The sequence below is a fragment of the Burkholderia sp. B10 genome (genome assembly GCF_004368385.1).
Taxonomy (GTDB): domain Bacteria; phylum Pseudomonadota; class Gammaproteobacteria; order Burkholderiales; family Burkholderiaceae; genus Burkholderia; species Burkholderia vietnamiensis.
Map to the genome: position 1 here is coordinate 1 of NZ_PQMX01000001.1, position 22,429 is coordinate 22,429.

The following is a 22,429-nucleotide window of genomic DNA, read 5'->3' on the forward strand; positions in this document are numbered from 1 at the left end:
GGGGATGAGGGGGGCGGCGTGCGCGGATTCGTCGATCGCTCGCCGACAGGTGGTTCGACGGTGGCGCCGGCGAATGCCCAGCGGTTGCGCTGCTGTTGGGATGGGCAAGCAGCCGGCTGCTTGCTTGGCGAGCTTGGCGCGCAGAACGTGACGTCGTGACGGTGTGCGCCGCGACACCGTCGAGGCGCGTCAATCGTCAATCGTCCGTTTCGTGCAAAAGCCGGCGGTCTCGGCTCAGAGCCGCATGCGGCAACGCTTCACGTCCAAATCCGACGGCCGTTTGCAGACCTCGCCGGGATCTCACGCAAGCCGGCTGTCCTGCCATCAATCGCGCTTCGCCCCAGCATCCGCCGCATGACCGCCCGGCAGCGCACCGAACATGTGCTGACTGCACTTCGCCTCGCGCCACGCGGTCCCGAGCCGAATGCCGCCGATCATCCGCCGCGCGACGGGAAGAATCTGTTCGCCCGCCAGAATGCCCAGCAAGCCGGCCAGCGCGATGGTAGGCGGCGCCGGAGACGGCACGCCGATCAGCGCGTAGACGACGCCGGCGAGAATACCGGCGAGAATTGAAGCAGCGTACGGTTTCATGGCAATGGAACGTGACGGACAGCGTGTTGAAATGGCGATCGCGACCGGTTCGGCTGCGATCCGAAAGTCTCGAATCAGCCTATCAGGTCTTCGCGTTCGTCCCATGTGCTTTCATTGAAATTCAGATCTTTTAAGCCTGAATATCGCTGGTCGAGATAATCAGAACGATTAACTGGCGTAGTCGGCTGCTTGCCGCTGAAATGGTGCGCGTTGACTGTCGAACCGCTCGACACAACGCATCGGACGCCTCGCAGATTCGTCGGCGGGGCAAGCCTCACATTTCTCCGCGTCAAAGGACATCATCGCCATGAGCAACCCGAAGCTTGAAGTACTGACTCCGCACAACAGCCAGCTGATCTTCATCGACCAGCAGCCGCAGATGGCGTTCGGCGTGCAATCGATCGATCGCCAGACGCTGAAGAACAACGTCGTCGGCCTCGCGAAGGCCGCGAAGGTCTTCAACATCCCGACCACGATCACGACCGTCGAAAGCGACAGCTTCTCGGGCCACACGTATCCGGAACTGCTCGACGTGTTCCCGAACCAGAAGACGCTCGAACGCACGTCGATGAACTCGTGGGACGACCAGAAAGTGCGCGACGCACTGGCCGCCAACGGCCGCAAGAAGGTGGTCGTGTCGGGCCTGTGGACCGAAGTCTGCAACACGACCTTCGCGCTGTGCGCGATGCTCGAAGGCGACTACGAAATCTACATGGTGTCCGACGCATCGGGCGGCACGTCGCAAGCCGCGCACGACGTCGCGATGCAGCGCATGGTGCAGGCCGGCGTGGTGCCGGTCACGTGGCAGCAGGTGCTGCTCGAATGGCAACGCGACTGGGCGCGCCGCGAAACGTATGACGCGGTGATGGCGATCGCCAAGGAGCATTCGGGCGCGTACGGGATGGGCGTCGACTACGCATACACGATGGTCCACAAGAGCGCGCCGCGCACCGCGACGCCGCACGAGTCGATCCCGCCGGTTCCGGCGAAGTAAGCGCAGACGGGTTACGACCGTCGCGGCCGCTGCGGCGGGTTCCATGCGAACCCGCCGCAGCGGCCATTGCCGCGCGGGCGCACGTGAGCGCGTCACGCATGCCGCGCGCGGCATGCGGGCCGGCACACCGCCGCCGCGTTCGACATTCTCCGGGAGATTTATCGCATGGAACCCTATCTGGTTTCGCTTGGTGCGGGCCTGCTGATCGGTGTGATTTACAGCGCCATCAAGGTTCGCTCTCCCGCACCGCCGCTGATTGCGCTGGTCGGGTTGCTCGGCATGCTGATCGGCGTGCAGGCCTTGCCCACCGTCAAACAGCTGTTTGGCTTCTGATCATCAAGAGGTGATGCACATGACCGCAACCGTGACCCAACCGGATCTGATCCTGCATAACGGGCGATTCACGACCCTCGACCGCGCGAACCCCATCGCGACCGCGGTCGCGATTGCCGCCGGCCGCTTCGTCGCCGTCGGCAGCGACGCGGATGTGATGCCGCTCGCGGGCCGCGCGACGAAGGTGGTCGATCTCGGCGGCCGCGGCGTGCTGCCCGGCCTGATCGACAACCATTGCCACGTGATTCGTGGCGGACTGAACTACAACATGGAGCTGCGCTGGGACGGCGTGCCGTCGCTCGCCGTCGCGATGGAGATGCTCAAGCGCCAGGTGGCCGTGACGCCCGCGCCGCAGTGGGTGCGCGTGGTCGGCGGCTTCACCGAGCATCAGTTCGTCGAGAAGCGCCTGCCGACGATCGACGAACTCAATGCAGTCGCGCCGGACACGCCGGTGTTCATCCTGCACCTGTACGATCGCGCGCTGCTGAACGCGGCGGCGCTGCGTGTCGTCGGCTATACGAAGGACACGCCGGAGCCGCCGGGCGGCACCATCCTGCGCGATGCCGCGGGCAACCCGACCGGCCTGCTGCTCGCGAACCCGAACGCGACGATCCTCTACGCGACGCTCGCGAAGGGGCCGAAGCTGCCGTTCGAGTATCAATACAATTCGACGCGCCATTTCATGCGCGAACTGAACCGGCTGGGCGTCACGGGCGTGATCGACGCGGGCGGCGGCTCGCAGAATTACCCGGAAGACTACGAGGTGATCCGCAAGCTGCACGACGCCGGCGAGATGACGATCCGCATCGCGTACAACCTGTTCACGCAGAAGCCGAACGCCGAGAAGGAAGACTTCGTGAACTGGACCAAGAGCGTCAAGTATCACGACGGAACCGACTACTTCCGCAACAACGGCGCCGGCGAGATGCTGGCGTTTTCCGCGGCCGACTTCGAAGACTTCCGCGTGGCGCGCCCGGACCTGCCCGCGCAGATGGAGGACGACCTCGAAGGCGTCGTGCGCGTGCTCGCGGAGAACCGCTGGCCGTGGCGCATGCACGCGACCTATGACGAAACGATCAGCCGCGCGCTCGACGTGTTCGAGAAGGTCAACAAGGACATCCCGCTCGAAGGGCTGAACTGGTTCTTCGATCACGCGGAAACCATCACCGAGAAATCGATGGACCGGATCGCCGCGCTCGGCGGCGGCATCGCGGTGCAGCACCGGATGGCGTATCAGGGCGAATACTTCGTCGAGCGCTACGGCGCGCAAGCTGCCGAGGCGACGCCGCCGGTCGCGAAGATGCTCGGCAAGGGGCTGAAGGTGTCGGCCGGCACCGACGCGACGCGCGTGGCGTCGTACAACCCGTGGGTATCGCTCGCGTGGCTCGTGACGGGCAAGACGGTCGGCGGCCTCAGGATGTATCCGCAGCGCAACCTGCTCGATCGCGAAACCGCACTGCGGATGTGGACCGAGTACGTGACGTGGTTCTCGAACGAAGAAGGCAAGAAAGGGCGCATCGCGGTGGGGCAGCTTGCCGACCTCGTGGTCCCGGATCGCGATTTCTTCGCGTGCGCGGAGGACGATATCGCCGCCACGACTGCGTTGCTGACGGTGGTCGACGGCAAGATCGTCTGGGGCGCGGGGCCGTTCGAGTCGCACGACGCGCCGATCCCGCCGGCGATGCCCGACTGGTCGCCGGTGCGCGAGTTCGGCGGCTACGGCGGCTGGGGCGCGACGCAGCGCGCCGGTGCGCCGCTGCAACGCGCGGCGGCCGCCGCGATGTGCGGCTGCGCGAACGAATGCAACGTTCACCAGCATGCGCACGCGGGCGCATGGGGCAGCGCGTTGCCGACGTCCGACGCGAAGGGCTTCTGGGGCGCGTTCGGATGCTCGTGCTGGGCGATCTGAGATGACGGCACGTGCGGCTTACGACTGTCCGGCCTGGGTCGGCGCACTGCTGTCGCAGCGGTGGGTGCTGCCGGTCGCGCGCGCCGCGCTGGTGTCCGCGTATCTGATCGCGGGCATTTACAAGCTGCTCGACTTCAATGCAGCTGCCGCGGAGCAGGCGCACTTCGGCCTGCATCCCGGGCCCGTCTGGGCCGCGATGGCGATCGTGGTCGAGATCGGCGGGCCGCTGTGCGTGTTGTCCCGGCGCTTCACGTGGCTCGGCGCCGGTGGCCTCGGCGTGTTGACGCTCGTCGCGATGCTGGTGGCCGCCGACTTCTGGAACATGTCGGGCGCCGCGCGCTTCATGGCGCTCAACGCGTTCTTCGAGCATCTCGGGCTGATCGGCGGGCTGGTGCTCGTCGCCGTGCTCGGCAATACGCGCCGCCAGGCCGACGCCGACGCGCCCGTTCGATGAAGATGCGGCCGCCGCGGCGAGCATGCGCGGCAACGCCGATTTCGGAACGAGCAAGCGTGCGGCAGCCGAAGTTGGCGTGACGACACAGGGCGTCTGTGCCCACACGCTGATCGATCGGCTGATCGAAGGCGAAGCAAGCAGCCGTCGGAACGGGCGACGCCGGGCGGTACGCGCAGGTTGCGTATCGCCCGGCGCTCGCCGTATCCGCGGTACGGTACATGCTGCGTTCATCGATGCAGCGCATGTAACGCGCCCGCGCAACGTCGGTTCGTCGTCCGCAATCTTTCCCATCGCTTCGATTCCGCTTACGAACCTCGTCAAGTGCGCGAACGACGCGACGCGCGATCGTCCCGCCGACGATTCACGGCGCGTGTGCGCGACACCGTGACGAGCGAACCGAATCGGTCGAACGACGCGAGCCTGGGCATCGGCGCGATCGCCGCTGCGTCGATTTTTACAGCGGGCTGCGAGGCCGCTCGGACACGCGCAGACGGCCGCGGGCCGCGAGCCGAGTCGTCACCTCGCGGCGCACCGGACCGGCCGTCCTCTATGCGCCGAACAGGCCCGGCTCGCGCGCCGCTATCGGCATCGGCTCCGTTGCATCGAGCGAGCCCGCAGTCGCACGGTTCGCTACGGCATCAACCGGTCGTGCAGCGGTGCGCGAAAGATCCGCTGCGGGTCGTAGCGCGCGAGCGTCGCTCGCGCGGCGTCCCAGTTGCTTGTCGTTGGCTGACCGTCGCGATACAGGCGCGGGATCGTGACGGACAGCATGGTGCCGTCCTGCCACGCGGCGGTGTCGGTGTAGCCCCAGCCCTTCGACCATTCGGGGCGCAGCATCGCATACGAACCCGTGTAGTTGGCCAGCATCCATTGCTCGATCTCGCGATAGAAGCGGTCGGCGCCGGGCGTGCCGGGCAACGTCAGAATGTCGAACCAGACGGCGACGTCCCATTCCGGGTGATCGGGGCGCGGCGTGAGCGCGGACAGCGTCGGCGCCACCGCTGCAGCGCCGACGTCGGCCGGCTGGTCGAGGCCGGTGATGCGGATCTCGACCGGGCCGTTGATCGGATATTCGTTGCGTGCCTTGTACGCGTCGATGCGGTTCTGATAGAACTGCACGAACTCGCCGATCACGCGCTGCACGTCGGCGCGCCGCGCCAGTACGGCGTAGCCGTTCGCGGTCACGCGCAGCGTCGTCGGCCGGATGTACTGAAGCACCGTGCGCGACCAGCCCCAGAGGTCCGCACTGAGCGTGAGCGCGAGGCCGGCGGCCGTCACCGCGAACTGCGTCTGGCCGAACAGCGGCGTCAACGAGGCTTCGCCGCCGATCACGATCCGCTTCACGAGATCCGAGATCGACTGCGAGATCGAATCGGAGAACGGATAGTTGTACGGCTGCGTGACGGCGCGCGACAACAACGGCTTGCTGGGCGTCGGCGTCCAGACCTTGAGCCACGGGGCGCTCGTGAACGGAAACCAGATCGCTTCGATCCGGCCCGAGCGGGCGAGCAACGATGAGATCGTGCGGCCGGCCGTGCCGGCCGGTGCGAACAACTCCGAAGCCGGAATGTCGACGAAGCTCTGGCAGCGCAGCCGCTGGTTGGGCCCGGCGATCAGCGTGACGTCGACGACGAAGGCCATCCCGAGATGCGCAAGGAACGCGCCGATCTCGGGATCGTTGCGCTCGAACCGGCGCAGCGCGTATTGCTGCCGCGCCGAATCGAACACGACCGCCGTCAGCGCGACGACGAGATTGCTCAGCGACCCATAGCTATGGCCCGGCTGCAGCGTTTCGCCGGTGGCCGGCACCGCGGTGCCGTGCGCGTCGATCGCGAGCGCGCCGCCGAGCGTGATGTCGCCGGGCGCAGGCGCGGCGATCACGCCGAGGCCATATTGCTCGAGCGTCGCGAGCAAGCTCTCCAGCGACACGCCCGTTTGCGCGGTGACGCGCGCCGGACGCGCCGACGTGTCGACGGATACGGTCGTCAGCGACTTCGTCGTGTCGAGCAGCACGACATTGGCGGCGCCGGCGCCCGGATCCAGCGTCAACGGCGACCAGTTGTGCATGTAGCCGCGCGGTCGGACGCGGTAGCCGCTCGCGCGCGCCCAGTTGACGATCGCGACGACGTCATCGGCCGAGCGCGGCGCGGCCGTCCACACGTCTTGCACGGCAACTTCGCCGCTCCAGTTCTGGAACGCCTGCTTGTAAAGCGGCACGTCGGCCGGAAAGCCGGGCGGCGTCGCGCCGGCCGACTGCGCGTGCGCGGCGATCTGATAGAGCGGGGTCCAGCCGGCGACGACGCCGGCCGCCGCCAGCTTCGCCATGTCGGCCAGGAAGGATCGGCGCGCGGGTTCGTCTCGGAAGTCTTGATTCATCGTGTGCTCCAGTTCTTCGGATGCGTTTTGTGATTGGAGAAACGGCAATCGATGCGTTGAGGCGGGTGTGGCACTTCAAGCGCGTGTGATGCGCGAACGAGGTGGCGCGAGTGCGCATCGTCACGGGCGTTCAACGAGAGAAACGAGTATTTTTCGGACGACTTTTGCAACGAGCCGTCGACCGATCCTTCGGCCGAGGGAATATCGGTATTTCGATTGAATCTTTAATTGCGGCGGGCGGCCGTCAGCAACGGCGCGCGATAAAAGATGATGCGGCGTGAATGTTTATAGGCATGTTTCGATTTTCTGAATAAACGCTATCGTAATTCAAGGTAATTGGACTGCACATGCGTTATATCGCCGGGCGAGATTAGCAATTTATCCATCCGTGAGCAAGCCGCGGAGTTGATGAACTGCGCGGCTTCAATGTGGTGGGTTTGTGGCAGACAATGAGCGGCATTTTGTGGGTATTTTGCAACGCGGGCGTCGACACCGTCGTAAATATTATCGAGGTAGATTTTTATTGCCGAATGGGGTAATCGGTCGGACGAGGCCGCCCGGCGGCCGCGATGAATTGTGCCCTTTCGTCGCGCATATTCGGCCGAGCATTGAGGGATTCGCAACAATGCACGGTATGCGGAACGCGAAGCCATACAGTTAAAAGAAAAACAGCGCGGCAAAGGTTGATATTCCAACTGCCGGGAACGTCGAATGGCGAGAATTCGTGGTATGCCGGCATTATCAGATTGTTACAGAAATTCGATGCAAACGGATATTGATTTATCGAGCTGATTCATGTTGCGTTCGCGTGTCGGGCGGTAGGGGGAACTGAATTCGTATTCGCGATGGTCGAAAAATGGTGAAGTCACTATCACGCCATCTGCAAACTTCTAAAATCGTGGCTATCATACGCAGCGGGTATTTATGCCGATCAAATTCAATGAAAATGATTGTTTCATTTTTCGATTGCGATTTTTGTTTGATTTGCAGGGAACTCGTCCCGTTCGAAACGTCGTCGGGTTTTTCGATTTAGCCCTTCAACACGTGTGGCGACGGCGCGGTAAGCGCGGCGGCTGCGCGCAACGATGCGTGTCGACAAGTACCGGCAGCAAATCGCGCCGATGCACGCGGACATTGCGCCGTCGGTCGTCACGCGGGCACAACTAGGAGAGTCAGATGGTCGCGATATTCGCGAAGCTTGGGAAGGTGATTTCGAGCGCCGGCAGCGAGCGATTCGCATCGGACATGCATGCGTTGCTGGTCGAATCGGTTCCGCTCGCCATTACCCGAATGACGGAATGGACGCTCGACAAGCCGGCCGGCGAAGTGGTGCACGTGCAGTCGCTCGGCGCGTTCGGCACGGCGGCGGCGCAGGGCGAGCGCGAGCCGGCGCATCCGCTGTTGAACCGGATCCGGTCCGCGAGCGACCGGCAGCTCATCCACATCAGCCCGCAGCGCCAGCACGGTCACGGCAGCGAAGCCGCGCCGCCGCGCGGCGCATGCGATGGATTCCAGTGTCATCTGGTGTCGGGCAAGGCGAACCGCCGCTACGTGATCTCGCTGCATCGCGCGGCATCGCATCACGACTTCTCGTTGCGGGAAATGTCGTTCCTGAAGAATTTCGCTGATACGCTGCTGCCGCTCGTCGAATGGCACGCGTCGACGCGCCGGCACGGCGAGTGCGACTGCGCGCCGGCGCCGCTCGCGACCGGCGGCCTGCCGGGCGTCGACGCGCTGCGGCACGAGTTCGAGTCGCGGCTGGCGCGAGCGGCGGTCGCGCTGTCCGCTCGCGAAAGCGAAGTGTGCCTCGGCCTGCTCGCGGGCAAGATGCTGCGGGAACTGGCCGAAGAGCTCGGCGTGAAGGAAAGCACGGTGGAGACGTACATCAAGCGCGCCGCGGTGAAGCTCGGCATCAGCGGCCGGCACGGGCTCACGAAATGGATGATCGACGACTGCACGACCTACGCGTCGGCAGCGTGATCCGGTTCATGCCGGCGATCGACGACGATCGCCGGCAAGGCCGAGCGAGCCCCGATTGCGGATGTGCTTGGCCGCTTCGACGCCGGTTGCAGCAAGAGCCGTGACGATGTCGGTCGGCGCTGCGGCGCGGTTGAGTCCGAATGTACGATAGCCGGCGTACGAATCGACGCACAGCGCGGCCGCCGTGGCGATACGTGACGCGTTCGTACGACGCCTGCATCGGCGGCCGCCATGCAGCAGCGCGCGGCGCCGGGCTCAACGCACGCAGAGTAACCGACGGCCCTCGCGCATCCTACCCGCGAGCGTTCAGGTACCGAGGCGCGACGCCCCGCAGTCGCGGCACGCGCCGCCGGTGCGCTCCAGGCCGGCTTCCGTCGCGCCGCCGGCCGTCTCGTCCAGCATCCATCGCGTCAGGCCATGACGGCCGCCGAAGCCGAGCTTGACCGCGGCCCGCTTCAGATAAGTCTCGACGGTGCTCTCGCGCAGCGCCAAACGCATAGCGATCGCGGCCACCGTGTCGCCGGCCAGCAGCGCAGTGCACGCGTCGATCTCGCGCGCCGACAGCGTGACGCCGGCATGCCGCAGACGGTCGGCGAATCGCCGCGCGACGCGCTCGCGGCCCGATTCCGTCGCGGGCGGCGCAACGGTGGCGATCTGCGCCGGTGACGGCGGAGCCGAGCCCAGCGCCGTCGCGTGGCTCGCGACGATCGGAAACAGCACGTGCGACAGCTCCTTGATGAAGTCCTGCTCCTGCGGCGAGAAATCGTCCGCCGTATCGGCGCGATGCAACGAGATCACGTAATAGTGCGTGCGCTTGCGGCTGACGAGATGGAATTGCCGGCCGTGCGGCGACGCGTTTGCCGACAGCAGCGCGACGATGCGCTCGACCAGCGCGGGGGCCGAGCCGAGGCCGGCCGGCGGGTCGTCGACGTACACGTGGCGCGCGCTCGCTTGCGGCGGCATCTGCGCTTCATGACCGGCCCCTGCCGCGCCGGTCTTGTCGGGCGCGGCGCCGAGGCTGCGCATCGCGAGCTCGCCGGCGGGCGCGGCGTCGACCGAAAATTCCGAAATGCGAATCTCGTCGACGGGGACCGCCGCCGAGATCAGGCTGTACATCATGCGGGGAAAGCGTCGGCTCCCGCTGCTCGAGATCGCTTCGCCGACGTGTGCGGACAATCTGCTGAACTCCATGAATGGATTCCTGATGAGACGTTGAAGCTGCGCTTGCGCGCACGGATGCCGACGTGATTTAAGCACCGGGCGGCGGCCGCGTCTGTAACGGATAGCAGGGACAGCCGATCAACCGCCGACGGCGACGCGCGCGCCCGGCGCGCCGCTCATCCTGCCGCTTCGGCTCGCGCGGTTTCCATCGCCGTATCGGAGAAGATCCGGCCGCGCTCGAGGCGAATGACGCGATCGGCCAGCCCGAAGTACTGGTCGTCATGCGTGATGATGACGACGCACTTGCCGCGCGCTCGCAGGTCGGGCACCAGCACCTCGTAGAAAAACCGCTTGAAAACGGGGTCCTGATCGGCGGCCCATTCGTCGAGGATATAGATCGGGCGATCCTCGATGTACGCGCAAAGCAGCGCGAGCCGCTTGCGTTGCCCGGTCGACAGCGCGGTCGTCGTCGAGTAATGCTTGCCGTCGATCGTGATCTTGTCAGCCAGCTTCAGCGTCTCGAGGTATCGGCGCGCACGCGCGATGCCTTCGTCCTCGCGATCGGGGCCGATCACGCGGTCGAACAGATGGAAATCGGTGAAGACGGCGGAGAACAGGTTTCGGTAGCGCTCCCGCGCATCGTCGTCGACGACTGCGCCATCGAGCGCGATGTGGCCTTCGGTGGGCGCATACAGGCCGCTGAGCACCTTGCCCAGGGTGCTCTTGCCGCTGCCGTTTCCGCCGATCACGTAGACCAGCTCGCCGGCATGAATCGTCATGTCGATCGGGCCGAGCACGAAGTCGGTCGTCGACTCGCTGTCGCGGTAGTTCATCTTCACGCCCTTCAGCTCGATGACGCGCCACGCGCCGGCCGATGACGATTCCGGCGCACGCTCGGGCGAGCGGTCGGCGGGCGAGACCTGCGTGTCGTCGACCAGGAAGCCGAACTCCGCCAGCCGCGCGAGCGCCGTCTTGCCCTCGGCCACCATCGGCAGAATATTGATCAGCATGGTCAGCGGACCCATCATGTAGAGCACGGCGAGAATGCTCGCGGTGAGCACCGACGGATCGACGACGCCGAGCGACGGCACGCCGAACAGCAGGAAGCCGAGCAGCACGGCCACCGTGATCTGGCCGATGGTGTCGCCGCCCATGAACCAGAAGCGCTCGATGTAATTGAAGCCGGCCACGCGCTTCGACGACAGCTCGATCGCGGCACGCGTGAACCAGCGCCGCCGCGCGCGGTTGAGCTTGAGCTCCTTGATGCCGAACACGAGCCCGTGCGTGTATTCGTTGAAGCGCACGAACTCGTCGCGAACGCGCTCGGTGAAATTGACCGCCCGCCGGTAGAAGAACAGGTAAAGCGCGAGGCCGACGATCGTCAGGACCATCGTCGACGCGAAGACGATCCAGGACAGGTACGCGAGATAGACGATGCTGCAGATCAGCACGACCGATTGAACGATGATCGTCGGTATCGTCAGCAGCGTCTGGCTCAGTTGCGGAATGTCCTGGGTGAGCAGCGTCAGGACGTTCGGCGCGCCGCGCCGGTCGATTTCGTCGAGCGGGGTCGCCAGGATCCGCTTGCACAGGTTGACGCGCAGGCGCGTCATCAGCTTCATGCACGCATAGGACGGCATCACGGCAGCGCCGCTGCGGCAGACGATCGCCACGACGTTGACCGCGATGAACACGAGCAGCAGCGTGCGTCGCTCGTCCTGGTCGTGCAGCGCGCGGCTGATGAGGCCGACGCCCACGATCGACGCGACGCCGCTCAGCAGCCCCGTCAGCACCGTGCCGAGCGTCAGCCACGGATGGCTGCGCCACATCAGCGTGACGGCCGAATGCCACGGCGGCGATTTGCTTTCAGCGAAATCCATGGGATGCCAATATGCTCAGTTGACCAGGTGGCTCAGCTCGACGTTGTGCGCCGCCGACCGCAATCTCGACGCGGTTTCGTGCCGGCCGAGGAACGCGATGCTGGCGACGATTTCGAGCGGCGAGTCGGAGAACAGCACGCAGCACTTCAGCACGCGCTGCGCACGGTCCCAGCCGAGGTCGGCCGCCGCGGCCGCGGCGCGCAACGACGCGTCGACCGACGCGGGCGCCCACGCGGCGGTCTGGCTCAGCCGCGAATCGGCCGCGCGAAGGAACTGCAGCAGCGTGCGCGGATTGCTCACGATGCTGTACATGAGAACGTAATCGACCCGCCGCTTCTTCGTGATCAGCGGAAAAATCAGATCGATCACGTCGGCGGCCGATTCGCATTTCCCGAAGGTCAGCGCAATGGCCTCGGCGAGCTTGTGATCGCGGTGGAGCGAATCGAGTGCGGACTGCACGAACGCCGCTTCGTGGTCGGCGGTGGTGATTTTCATGGTCGTCATAGTCTGTCGGGATAGGGATTGCTGCGAACGGCGCACGCGGCGCTCACCAGCCGTCGGGAATCGGCAGCGAATAGGCCAGCGGCTTCTCCGGCATGACCTCTTCCATGATGTCGGAGTAGCCGGACTCCTGTCCGACCAGGTTCGGCTCGAAGCAGTAGCAGTTGAAGGTCTTCTGCAGCACGAGGTTGTTGCGGTCGTTGATCGCGGGCGGCCGTTCGTTGATCGCAATGAACGCGTCGTACAGCGAGTCCCTGACGACGTAGGCGTGCGCGGTCAGCGTCTCCACGGCCTTCACGACGTTCGGCGCGACGGGAATCGGCGGCGTGAAGTGGTAGGCGCCCAGGAACAGCATGTGCCAGTCCTGCGGCACCTGCGCGATGAACTCGGGGAAGCGCTCGGCGAACTCGGGGGCGAAGAACGCGTCGTCCTCGAAGATCAGGACTTCGCGCGCGCCGGCGGCCTTCGCCTGTGTCACGGCGGCGAGATGGCTCATCGTGCAGCCGTAATCCTGTGGCCGCATGTGGCTCAGCGAGGCCGGCACGCTGATCTGTCTGGCATCGACGGCGGACAGCCGTTCGACGGTGCGGATCTCCTGTTCCGCGAATTTGCGCTGCATCGCTTCCCAGCGGTCGGGGCGCCGGTCGAGGTTGATGCAGACCTTGCGGGCAAAGGTGTTGTCGATCGTCGCGGTCGATTTCATGAGGGCGTTTTTTCCAGGAACGGGTTGAGATGGGCAGCGACGGCGCCGGCATGCGGATCGAGCAGCATGGTCAGGTGGTCGCCGGGGACGTCCATCACGGCTACCGGCAGCGTCGAGAAGCGCGACCATCCCCAGGTCGGGTCCAGACGGAGCTGCGCGATCTCCGGCGACGGGGCGTGGTCGCCGGGGTCGTGCTCGACGCTGCGCAACAGCGCGATCGGCACCGGCAGCGGCTCGGCCTGCGGCGCGTAGCGCGACTTGAAGTTGGCCTGATAGACGCGCAGATAGGCGCGCAGCCGGTCCGAATCGGCGTCCGCGAACCAGCTGCTGCGAGCGCCGATCCGCGCGAGAATCAGGCCGGCCTGGCCGTCGGGATCGAGCGCGACGAGGTCGTCGCGCGTCACCTGAAGATCGGCGCCGAGGAAGGTGCCGATTTCGTGCGCGATCGCGACGAGCCAGTCGGTGTCGTCCCAGTCGTGCCAGTAGGCGGCGGCCGTGCTGTCGACCGGCGCGGACGCGTCGAAGATCGCCAGCAGTTTCACGACCGCGCCCTTGGCGACGAGCTGCCGGCTCATCTCGAGCGCCACCTGCGCGCCGAACGAATGGCCGGCCAGGTAGTACGGCCCGGCGCCCACCAGCGGCCAGATGCGTTCGACATGGCGGGCCGCGATGTCTTCCACGTGAGTGAGCGGCTCACACGAGCCGTCGAGGCCGAGCGCTTCGAGCCCGTACACGGCGTGGGCCGCGCTCAGATGGTGCGCGAGCGGGTGGAAGTAGACCACGTTGCCGCCCGCGCCCGGCAGCAGGAACAGCGGCGCGGCGGGGCCGCCGTCGCGGATCGGCACGAGCACGTCCGTGCGCGCCGCCGTCGCCTGGGTCGCGAGCGCCGCCGCCAGTTTCTCGATCGTCGGATTCTCGAACAGGCACGAAATCGGCAGCCGTCGCGCGAACGCCTTCTCGACGTTGGCCATCAGCTGGATCGCGATGATCGAATGGCCGCCGAGATCGAAATAGTTGTCCGTGACCGCGATGTCGTCGCGCTTGAAGATCCGCTGCCAGATCTCCAGCAACGTGCGCTCGTCGGCCGACGGCGCAACGACGGCCCGCGCGGTCGCGGCCGCGTCGGCGGCAGGCGCGGCGTGCTCCGGCGCGCCGTGCGGCGTGCCCGGCCGGCCGGCGGCGCTCGCTGCATCGACGAGCTGGCCGGTCAGTTGCTGCGGGTCGTCGGCGAATCGCTCCAGCAACGCGCGCAGCGTGTCGAGCATCTGCCGCACGACCTCGGGCGCGACGCGGCGTGCGTCGTGCGAGAGCTCGAAGCCGATGCGCTCGTTCGGATGCACGGTCAGCGTCAGCGGGTAGTTCGATTCGGCGAACGCGCGGACGTCGAGAATCTCGATTTCGTCCGGCCCGAGATCGGGGGCCGCGGCCACCGGGAAGTTCTCGAACACGAGCAGGCTGTCGAACAGGCTGTCGCCGGCGGGCAGCTCGCTCCACGACTGGATATCGACCAGCGAGCTGTACGAATGCGGCTCCATCGCGGCCTGCGCGGCGTGCAGCGCCGCCAGCCAGTCGACGAACGGGCGCTCCGGCGCGATGCGCACGCGCAGCGGCAGCGTGTTGATGAACAGCCCGACGATCGACTCGACGCCCTCGAGCGCCGGCGGGCGGCCCGACACGGTGACGCCGAACACGACGTCGTCGGTCGCCGCGCGGCGCCACAGCACCAGCGCCCAGGCTGCGCGGATCAGCACGTTCAGCGTGACGCGATGGGTTCGCAACAGCGCTTGCAGCCGCGCCGTCAGCGCGTCGTCGAGCACGAACTGCTGTTTGCGCAGCGTGTCGCGTCGTGCGGCGTCGCCGGCCGCCGGCTGCGCGGCGCTGCCGGCGATCGGCGTCGCGGCCCGGAAGCCTGCGAGCTCGGCGCGCCACCAGCGCTCGTCGGCCGCGCGCGGATGGCGCGCGAGCCAGTCGAGGTACGCGCGGTAGCCGGGCACCGGCGCGACGGCGACCGGCGCGCCGCTGCGGGCGAGCGACAGGTAGTCGTCGAACACCTCCTTCATCAGGATCGCGGTGCTCCAGCCGTCGAGGATGATGTGGTGCGCGCTCCAGCAGAAGCGATGGCGCGTGTCGGTTTCCTGGATCAGCGTGCAGCGGAACAATGGCGCATGGCGCAGATCGAAGCCGCGCTGCCGGTCGTCGGCGAGGAACGCGTCGAAGTCCTGCGCGCGGCGCGTCGCGTCGCGGTGTCGCCAGTCGACGAAGCTCCACGGCAGGTCGACCGTATGCAGCACGGTCTGGACCGGGCGTTCGCGCTCGGCCCAGGCGAACGCGGTGCGCAGCACCGGATGGCGCGCCATCGCGTTGGCCCACGCCTGCCGCAGCGCCGGCACCTGCAGCGGGCCGCTGACGACGAAGCTGAACTGCTGGAAATAGGCGGCCGGGTCGAGGTCGTACAGCGAATGGAACAGGATGCCCTGCTGCAGCGACGACAGCGGGTAGCTGTCGTCGACGCCGTCCCACGCGGTGTCGCGCACCGATGCCGCGAAGTCGAGCAGCCGGTCCTTGAAGTGCGCGGCCAGGTTCTCGACCGTCTGCCGCCGGTGCAGCCGCTCGCCGTAATGCCAGTCGACCTGCAGCTTGCCGTCTGCAACGGCGGCGACGATCTCGAACGCGTGCGTGCGCTGCGAGCGCTCGGCGCGCAGCGCACCGAGATCCTCGCCTGCCGGCCGCCAGTCGTCGGACTGCTGCAATACCGTATCGAGCTGGCCGTGATAGTTGAACAGGATGTCGGCCTTCGGCATCGCGGCGAGGCTCGCGCGCACGGCGGCGTCGGGGCTCAGGTAGCGCAGCAGCGCATAGCCGAGGCCGTCGGCCGGGATGCGCCGCAGTTGCTGCCGCGCGGCACGCAGCGCGTCGCCCGGCGCCTGCATCGCGTCGACTTCGAGCACGACCGGATGGATCGACGTGAACCAGCCCACCGTGCGGCTGAGGTCCAGCGCCGCATCGGCCACGTGGCGGCCGTGGCTCTCGAGGTCGATCCGGGTGCGGACGTTGCCGGTCGCCATGCTGCACGCTTGCGCGAGCGCGACCAGCAGCACGTCGTTGATGCGCGTGTCGTACGCGCGCGGCAGCCGGCGCAGCAACGCCGTGGTGGCGGCTTCGTCCAGCTCGAACGACACGGACGCCGCATCGCCGACCGCGTTGTTGGCGCCCGCGGCCGGATAGTCGACCGGCATCGGCTCGACGGGCTGCGCGAGCAGCGCCTGCCACGTCGGGGCTTCGTCGGCAACGGCTTGCGAGCCGGCCAGTTGCTGCAGATGCAGCGCCCATTCGCGGAACGAGGTCGTCTTCTCGGGCAACGGCCGGCCGTGGTACGCGGCATGCAGATCCTCGACGAGCACGCGCCACGACACGCCGTCCACCGCGAGGTGATGGATCGCCACGAACAGGCGGGCGAGCGGCTCGCCGGCCGCGCGGAACAGTCGCGCCGCGAGCAGCGGGCCGTGCACGATGTCGATGCCGCGCTGCGCGTCGGCGGCGGCCGCGCGCATCGCCGTGAGGCGCTCGGCGGCGTCGCCTGCGACGGTCTGCGCCGCGAAGAGTGCGGGCGTCGCGCCGCTGCCGAGCACTTCCTGAGTCCAGCCGTCCGTGCCGCGCGTGAAGCGCGTGCGCAACGCGTCGTGATGTTCGCAGACCTGCCGGAACGCGTCCGCGAGCCGCGCGGCGTCGAGGTCGGCCGGCACCTCGATCAGGACCGTCTGGTTGTAGTGCGACGGCGTGTCGAGGTTCTGTTCGAAGAACCAGTGCTGTACAGGCGTCAGCGGCGCATCGCCGAGCGGGCTGGCTGCCGGCGCGGGCACGGCGTGCGCGTCGGGCGCGGCGGCCAGTTGCGCGATCGTCTGATACTGGAACAGCTGCTGCGCCGTCACGCGCAGCCCGGCCCGGTTCGCGCGCGCGATCACCTGGATGCTGAGAATCGAATCGCCGCCGAGCTCGAAGAAATTGTCGTGAATACCGACGGAAGGCAGTTGCAGCACCTGCTGCCAGATCGACGCGAGCAGCATTTCCCGCGGCGTGACGGCCGGCGCGTATGGCCTTGCCGCGTCATCGGCCGCCGCCGGAGCCGGCAGCGCCTTGCGGTTGATCTTGCCGTTCGGCAGCAGCGGCAACGACGCCAGCGCGACGAATTGCGACGGCACCATGTAATCCGCGAGCTTGCCGCGCAGATGGTCGCGCAGGCCGGCGATGTCCCGGGAAGCGGTCGCGACGTATGCGATCAGGAAGGTTCGCGCGTCTTCGGTCTTCGCGATCACGACGCAGTCGTCGACCGCCGGATGGGTGCGCAGCACGGCCTCGATTTCGCCGGGCTCGATGCGCAGGCCGCGCAGCTTGATCTGATGATCGATGCGGCCGAGAAACTCGATGTTGCGGTCGGGGCGGTAGCGCGCGAGATCGCCGGTGCGGTAGAGGCGCGCGTGCGGGTCGTCTGAGAACGGATCGGCGATGAACTTCTCCGCGCTCAAGTTCGGCTCGTTGTAATAGCCACGGCCCACCGGCGTACCGCCGATCAGGAGCTCGCCGGGCACGCCGATCGGCGTCGGCTGCAGCTGTGCATCCACGATGTAGATGCGCGTGTTCGCGATCGGCCGGCCGATCGGCACGATGCGCTGCGGGTCGTCGCGCCGGCATTCCCACGCGGTCACGTCGACGGCGGCCTCGGTGGGGCCGTACAAGTTGTACAGCTTGACATCCAGACGCTCGAAGCAACGCTGTTGCAGGTCGTGGGGTAACGCCTCGCCGCTGCACACGATGCGGCGCAGCGAAGTGCAGTGCGCAGCGAGTTGCGGATGATCGAGGAACGCGCGCAGCATCGACGGCACGAAATGCAGCGTCGTGATCCGCTCGCGGTCGATCAGCTCGACGAGATAGTCGGTCTCACGCTGCCCGCCCGGGCGCGCGAACACGAGGCGCGCGCCGGTGACGAGCGGCCAGAAGAACTCCCACACCGACACGTCGAAGCTGAACGGGGTTTTCTGCAGTACGGCATCGTCGGCGTCGAGCGCGTACGCGTGCTGCATCCACAGAATGCGGTTGACGATCGCGCGATGGGTATTGAGCGCGCCCTTCGGCCGGCCGGTCGAACCGGACGTGTAGATCATATACGCGAGGTTGTCGTTGCTCAGGTCCAGCGCCGGGTTGGACGTGAGCGCGGCATCGAACTCGGAGGTATCGCGATCGACGACGATCGTGCGTGCGCCGGTATCGGGCAGCGCGGCGAGCAGATGCTGTTGCGTGAGCAGCCAGCGCAGCTGCGCGTGATCGATCATGAAGCGTACGCGCTCGGCCGGATAGTCGGGGTCGACCGGCACGTATGCGCCACCGGCCTTCAGGATCGCAAGCAGCGCGACGATCATGTCGAGCGAACGTTCCATCGCGACGCCCACGAGCGTATCGGGCGCGACGCCGAGCGCGATGAGCCGGTGCGCGAGGCGGTTGGCGCGCGCGTTGAGTTCGGCGTAGGTGAGGGCCGCACCGTCGTACACGGCGGCGACGGCATCGGGCGTGCGCTCGACCTGTTGCTCGAACAGCCGATGCAGCGGTTGCGCGGCCGCGCCGCCGAAGTCGACGTCGGTGCGGTTCCATTCGACGGTCACCAAAGCGCGTTCGGCGTCGCTCGTCAGCGGCAACTCGCCGAGCGGCCGGTCCGGCGCGGCGATCACCGCATCGAGCAGCGTGCGGAAGTGCCCGGCCATCCGCTCGATCGTGCTGCCATCGAACAGGTCCAGGTTGTATTCGATCGCGCCCGCGAGGCCGTCGTCGGCATCCTCGACGTGCAGCGTGAGATCGAACTTCGACGTGTGGCTCTCCACCTGCACCGGCGTGGTCACGAGGCCGGGAAAGTTCAGCGCGTCGGGCTGCGCCTTCTCGTACGCGAACACGACCTGGAACACCGGCGTGCGGCTCAGGTCGCGTTCGAGCGCGAGCGCGTCCACCACCTGCTCGAACGGAATCTCCTGACGGCTGTAGGCGTCGAGCGCGACGCGCTTCACGCGCGCGAGCAGTTCGCCGAAGCTCGGGTTGCCCGACAGGTCCACGCGCAGCGCGAGCATGTTCGCGAAGAAGCCGATCAGCGGCTCGGTCATGCTGGAGCGCCGATTGGCGATCGGCGAGCCGATCACGAGGTCCTGCAGGTTGCTGTAGCGCGACAGCAGCAGCGCATACGCGGCGAGCACGACCATGTAGGTGCTGGTGCCGGACGCGCGCGCGAGCGCGCGCAGGCCGCCGGCGCGATCGCGGTCGAGCCGGAACGGCAGCACCGCGCCGCGGAACTGCTGGATCGCCGGCCGCGGGCGGTCGGTCGGCAATGCGATCACGTCCGGCGCATCGGCGAGCGCGGCGCTCAGCAGCGCAAGCTCGCGATGCGTGTCGGCGGACGCGAGGCGCTCGTACTGCCACACCGCGTAATCGGCGTACTGGACGGCCAGTTCCGGCAGCGAGCGCCCGGCGTAGAGCGCGGCCAGTTCGCCGAGCAGGATGCCCGACGACCACGCGTCGGAGACGATGTGATGCATCACGATGCCGAAGACGTGCAGCCGCGCATGCACGCGATACAGCGCGACGCGATGGAGCGGCCCGGCGGCGAGATCGAACGGCCGGTCGGCCTGCTGCGCGAGCCGTTCGAGCGCATCGGCTTCGCTCGCGACGTCGACGACGTCGAGCGCGACCGCTGCGGGCGGGGCGATGCGCTGGACCCCGAGACCGTCGACGGCCGGAAAGGTCGTGCGCAGGATCTCGTGACGCCGGCAGATCTCCGACACGGCGGCGCGCAGCCGCTCGACGTCCAGCTCGCCCTCGAAGCGCAGCGCGCTCGAGACGTTGTAGGTCGACGACGGTCCTTCGAGTTGCGCGAGGAACCACAGGCGCTGCTGCGGAAAGGACAGCGGCAGGTCGCCGGCGCGCGGGCGCGGCACGATGCTGCCGGCCGTCGAACCGGCGCGCGGCGACGACGCCTCGATCAGGTCGGACACGGCGCCGATGGTCTGGAGCTCGAAGATCGCGTCGATGCCGATCTCCACCGCGAAGCTGCTCCATATGCGCGATACGAGCTGCATGGCCTGCAGCGAATCGCCGCCGTAGTCGAAGAAGCGGCCGGCGAGATCGACGGCCGGGTTGTCGAGCACATCGCGCCAGATCCGCAACAGCTCGAGCTGGATCGGCGTGGCGTCGGCGTCGACGGCGGCGTCGTCGGGCGCGGCGGCGGGCGTCAGCGCGAGCAAGGCCGGGCGATCCAGCTTGCCGTTCGCGTTGAGCGGAAATTCGGCGATCGGGACGAGGTCTGACGGCACCATGTAGTCGGGCAGCTTCGCGGCCAGGAAGGCCCGCAGGTCCGCCATGCTCAGGTTCGCGGAACCCTTGACATAGGCGGCCAGCTTGCGGGCGCCGTGCGCGGACTCGCGCACGATGACCGCCGCGCCGACGACTTCCTCGTGCGCGGCGATCGCGGCCTCGACCTCGCCCAGCTCGATGCGGTGGCCGCGGATCTTGACCTGGTCGTCGACGCGTCCGTAGCACTGGATCCGTCCGTCGGGCAGCCATCGGCCGATGTCGCCGGTCCGGTAGATGCGCGGTTCGTCGGGATACGGCTGCTCGACGAACTTCGCGGCGGTGACGTCGGGGCGCTGGTGATAGCCGCGCGCGAGGCCGGCGCCGGCGATGCAGATTTCGCCCGGCACGCCGAGCGGAACCGGGCGCAGCGCGTCGTCGACGATGTACACGCGCGTGTTGGCGATCGGCCGGCCGATCAGCACCGTGGACGGCACGTCGTCGACGCACTCGACGATGCAGCCGACCGTCGCTTCGGTCGGACCGTACTCGTTGTAGATCTCGATCGCAGGGTCGATCTTGCGCAGCGTCGCGATGTGCTGCGGCGCGAGCTCCTCGCCGCCGACGATCACCTTGCGCACGCCCGAGCGTCCGAGGTTCATGTATTCCAGCAGGTGAATGTGGGTCGGCGTGAGCTTGAGCGTGTCGACGCCGCTGCCGGGCTGGAACATGCGGGCCAGGATGGTGTCGATGCTCTCCGACTGCGGATAGATGCGCAGCGTCTTGCCGCGCACCAGCGGGCAGAAGATGTTGGTCAGCGTGAAATCGAAGCACAGCGAGCTGTACAGCCCGAAGCTGCCGGTCGTGCTTTCCGGGAAGTAGTAGTCGGCGGCCCAGCCGATGTAGTGGGCCAGATTGCGGTGTTCGAGCAGGCAGCCTTTCGGTTTGCCGGTCGAGCCGGACGTGTAGATCACGTAGGCGAGCTGCGCCGGCTGCGCGCGGCACGGCGGATTGTCCGGCAGCGGCGTCCAGCCGGGCAGCTCCTGATCCAGCAGCAGCGTCGCGCCGGAGAATTCGTACCACTGCGCGAGCTGGTCCGAGTGCGTCAGCAGCAGCGCGAGGCCCGTGTCGGCGAGGATGTGATCGATCCGCTCGGCCGGATACGCCGGGTCCAGCGGCACGAACGCCGCACCCGCCTTCAGGATGCCGAGGATCGCGACGATCATCCATTCGGAGCGGTCGAACATGACGCCGACCAGCGCTTCCGGCCCGACGCCGTGATCCTCGCGCAAGCGAAGCGCGAGGCTGTTGGCGCGCGCGTTCAGATCCGCGTAGCTCATCAGCGACGTGTCGGTGACGAGGGCCGGCGCCGCGGGCGTGCGCGCGACCTGCGCCTCGAACATCTCGACGACCGTCGGGTGGCGCGGCCCGGCCGTCGCGGTTTCGTTGAACGACGCCAGCAGCCGGCGCTCCGTCGGCGTGCTCGCGACGATGTCGCCGACCGCCGCGTCGAGGCGTTCGAATGCCTCCAGCACGGCGCCGAGGCCGTTCGCGAAACCGTCGATGACGAACGGCTCGATCGCGTCGCTGTGGTGCAGCTCGATTTCGCCGCGCCCGAGCCGCAGCTCAAGCTGCAGGTCGTCGTCGCGCAGGGTGGGCGCCTGGTGGACGCGATCGTCCGCGAGCGCGACGCGCGTGAGCTGCGCGACGTCCATGTCCTTTTCGTTGCGCACCAGCGTGTCGAGCGGGAAATGGGGCGCGGCGTAGCTGTCTTCGACGATCGCGGCCACGCGCGCCAGATAGTCGTCGACGCGCTCGTCGGGACGGACCTCGACGATCAGCGGAATGGCGGCGGCGCGCGCCGACGGTTGCGCGGCGAGGCCCGGCGTGCCGAGCACCGTCACGGGAATCCTGAAGTACTTCCACAGCAGAAACGCGATGCCCGCCGCCGCGACCGCGAACTCGCCGAGCTCGCCGTCGCCGATGCGCCGCAGCACGTCGACCGACGCGCGCGTGAGCGGCACCGTGCGCGACAGCCGGCGCGCGGGCTGGCGGCCCGGTCCGTGCGGTGCGATCCGATAGACGCCGGCAACCTGCGACAGGCTTTCGCGCCAGAAACGCGCGGTATGCGCATAGCGATGGTCGGTGACCAGCACGTTATTGTCTTGCACAGGACACTCCTTGAGACGATTTGTTTAGCTGGAACGACCCGCGGCCGCGCGCA

The 22,429-nt window shown here is 67.4% G+C and carries 14 protein-coding genes; 7 read left to right on the forward strand and 7 right to left on the reverse strand.

Features of this window, described 5'->3' with window-relative positions; all coding sequences use genetic code 11:
- Positions 1-324: 324 nt before the first annotated feature.
- Positions 325-591: a XapX domain-containing protein gene (locus tag C3Y15_RS00005; RefSeq protein ID WP_124259717.1), complete on the reverse strand. Its 267-nt coding sequence runs from the start codon at positions 589-591 to the stop codon at positions 325-327.
- A 307-nt stretch (positions 592-898) separates the two neighbouring features.
- Between C3Y15_RS00005 and C3Y15_RS00010 the strand changes: the two genes are divergently transcribed.
- The 5 genes from C3Y15_RS00010 (at position 899) to C3Y15_RS00030 (ending at position 4,669) form a co-directional block, all read left to right on the forward strand.
- Positions 899-1,585, forward strand: coding sequence for a hydrolase (locus C3Y15_RS00010; RefSeq protein WP_045579768.1), 687 nt, complete (start codon positions 899-901; stop codon positions 1,583-1,585).
- A gap of 165 nt (positions 1,586-1,750) precedes the next feature.
- Positions 1,751-1,918: a DUF1427 family protein gene (locus C3Y15_RS00015; RefSeq protein ID WP_014725963.1), complete on the forward strand. Its 168-nt coding sequence runs from the start codon at positions 1,751-1,753 to the stop codon at positions 1,916-1,918.
- 19 nt (positions 1,919-1,937) lie between these two features.
- Complete coding sequence (locus C3Y15_RS00020) at positions 1,938-3,827, forward strand: amidohydrolase (RefSeq protein WP_014725962.1); 1,890 nt, start codon at positions 1,938-1,940, stop codon at positions 3,825-3,827.
- A 1-nt stretch (position 3,828) separates the two neighbouring features.
- Positions 3,829-4,281 carry a DoxX family protein gene (locus tag C3Y15_RS00025; protein WP_046428113.1) on the forward strand — a complete coding sequence of 151 codons (453 nt, stop codon included), beginning with the start codon at positions 3,829-3,831 and terminating at the stop codon, positions 4,279-4,281.
- Between the two features lie 22 nt (positions 4,282-4,303).
- The gene (locus C3Y15_RS00030; protein WP_059463975.1) at positions 4,304-4,669 is read left to right on the forward strand and encodes a hypothetical protein; all 366 of its coding nucleotides are present in this window, start codon (positions 4,304-4,306) and stop codon (positions 4,667-4,669) included.
- A gap of 242 nt (positions 4,670-4,911) precedes the next feature.
- Here the strand turns inward: C3Y15_RS00030 and C3Y15_RS00035 are convergent, their stop codons facing one another.
- Positions 4,912-6,657, reverse strand: coding sequence for a cholesterol oxidase substrate-binding domain-containing protein (locus C3Y15_RS00035; protein ID WP_059991444.1), 1,746 nt, complete (start codon positions 6,655-6,657; stop codon positions 4,912-4,914).
- Between the two features lie 110 nt (positions 6,658-6,767).
- Here C3Y15_RS00035 and C3Y15_RS31605 point away from each other — a divergent pair, with 110 nt between their 5' ends.
- Positions 6,768-6,938, forward strand: a complete 171-nt coding sequence (locus tag C3Y15_RS31605; protein WP_155768324.1) for a hypothetical protein — start codon at positions 6,768-6,770, stop codon at positions 6,936-6,938.
- Positions 6,939-7,833: 895 nt separating this feature from the next.
- Positions 7,834-8,637, forward strand: coding sequence for a helix-turn-helix transcriptional regulator (locus C3Y15_RS00040; protein ID WP_069224816.1), 804 nt, complete (start codon positions 7,834-7,836; stop codon positions 8,635-8,637).
- 306 nt (positions 8,638-8,943) lie between these two features.
- On the opposite strand, the gene C3Y15_RS00045 is transcribed toward C3Y15_RS00040, so the two are convergent.
- The 5 genes from C3Y15_RS00045 to C3Y15_RS00065 form a co-directional block, all read right to left on the reverse strand.
- The gene (locus C3Y15_RS00045) at positions 8,944-9,828 is read right to left on the reverse strand and encodes a LuxR C-terminal-related transcriptional regulator (protein ID WP_124259712.1); all 885 of its coding nucleotides are present in this window, start codon (positions 9,826-9,828) and stop codon (positions 8,944-8,946) included.
- 146 nt (positions 9,829-9,974) lie between these two features.
- Positions 9,975-11,678, reverse strand: a complete 1,704-nt coding sequence (locus C3Y15_RS00050) for a cyclic peptide export ABC transporter (protein WP_045579765.1) — start codon at positions 11,676-11,678, stop codon at positions 9,975-9,977.
- Positions 11,679-11,693: 15 nt separating this feature from the next.
- Positions 11,694-12,173 carry a hypothetical protein gene (locus tag C3Y15_RS00055; protein ID WP_226098028.1) on the reverse strand — a complete coding sequence of 160 codons (480 nt, stop codon included), beginning with the start codon at positions 12,171-12,173 and terminating at the stop codon, positions 11,694-11,696.
- 52 nt (positions 12,174-12,225) lie between these two features.
- Positions 12,226-12,882, reverse strand: a complete 657-nt coding sequence (locus C3Y15_RS00060) for a glycosyltransferase family 25 protein (RefSeq protein ID WP_059454707.1) — start codon at positions 12,880-12,882, stop codon at positions 12,226-12,228.
- Positions 12,879-22,376, reverse strand: a complete 9,498-nt coding sequence (locus C3Y15_RS00065) for a non-ribosomal peptide synthetase (RefSeq protein WP_059461626.1) — start codon at positions 22,374-22,376, stop codon at positions 12,879-12,881. Before C3Y15_RS00065 ends, C3Y15_RS00060 begins: the two co-directional genes overlap by 4 nt.
- Positions 22,377-22,429: the final 53 nt, after the last annotated feature.

Coding starts and splice junctions, on each gene's coding strand:
- C3Y15_RS00025 (WP_046428113.1), top strand. CDS start 3,829: ATGACGGCACGTGCGGCTTACGACTGTCCGGCCTGGGTCGGCGCACTG.
- C3Y15_RS00050 (WP_045579765.1), bottom strand. CDS start 11,678: ATGGATTTCGCTGAAAGCAAATCGCCGCCGTGGCATTCGGCCGTCACG.
- C3Y15_RS00005 (WP_124259717.1), bottom strand. CDS start 591: ATGAAACCGTACGCTGCTTCAATTCTCGCCGGTATTCTCGCCGGCGTC.
- C3Y15_RS00020 (WP_014725962.1), top strand. CDS start 1,938: ATGACCGCAACCGTGACCCAACCGGATCTGATCCTGCATAACGGGCGA.
- C3Y15_RS00035 (WP_059991444.1), bottom strand. CDS start 6,657: ATGAATCAAGACTTCCGAGACGAACCCGCGCGCCGATCCTTCCTGGCC.
- C3Y15_RS00040 (WP_069224816.1), top strand. CDS start 7,834: ATGGTCGCGATATTCGCGAAGCTTGGGAAGGTGATTTCGAGCGCCGGC.
- C3Y15_RS00055 (WP_226098028.1), bottom strand. CDS start 12,173: ATGAAAATCACCACCGCCGACCACGAAGCGGCGTTCGTGCAGTCCGCA.
- C3Y15_RS00030 (WP_059463975.1), top strand. CDS start 4,304: ATGCGCGGCAACGCCGATTTCGGAACGAGCAAGCGTGCGGCAGCCGAA.
- C3Y15_RS00015 (WP_014725963.1), top strand. CDS start 1,751: ATGGAACCCTATCTGGTTTCGCTTGGTGCGGGCCTGCTGATCGGTGTG.
- C3Y15_RS00045 (WP_124259712.1), bottom strand. CDS start 9,828: ATGGAGTTCAGCAGATTGTCCGCACACGTCGGCGAAGCGATCTCGAGC.
- C3Y15_RS00060 (WP_059454707.1), bottom strand. CDS start 12,882: ATGAAATCGACCGCGACGATCGACAACACCTTTGCCCGCAAGGTCTGC.
- C3Y15_RS00010 (WP_045579768.1), top strand. CDS start 899: ATGAGCAACCCGAAGCTTGAAGTACTGACTCCGCACAACAGCCAGCTG.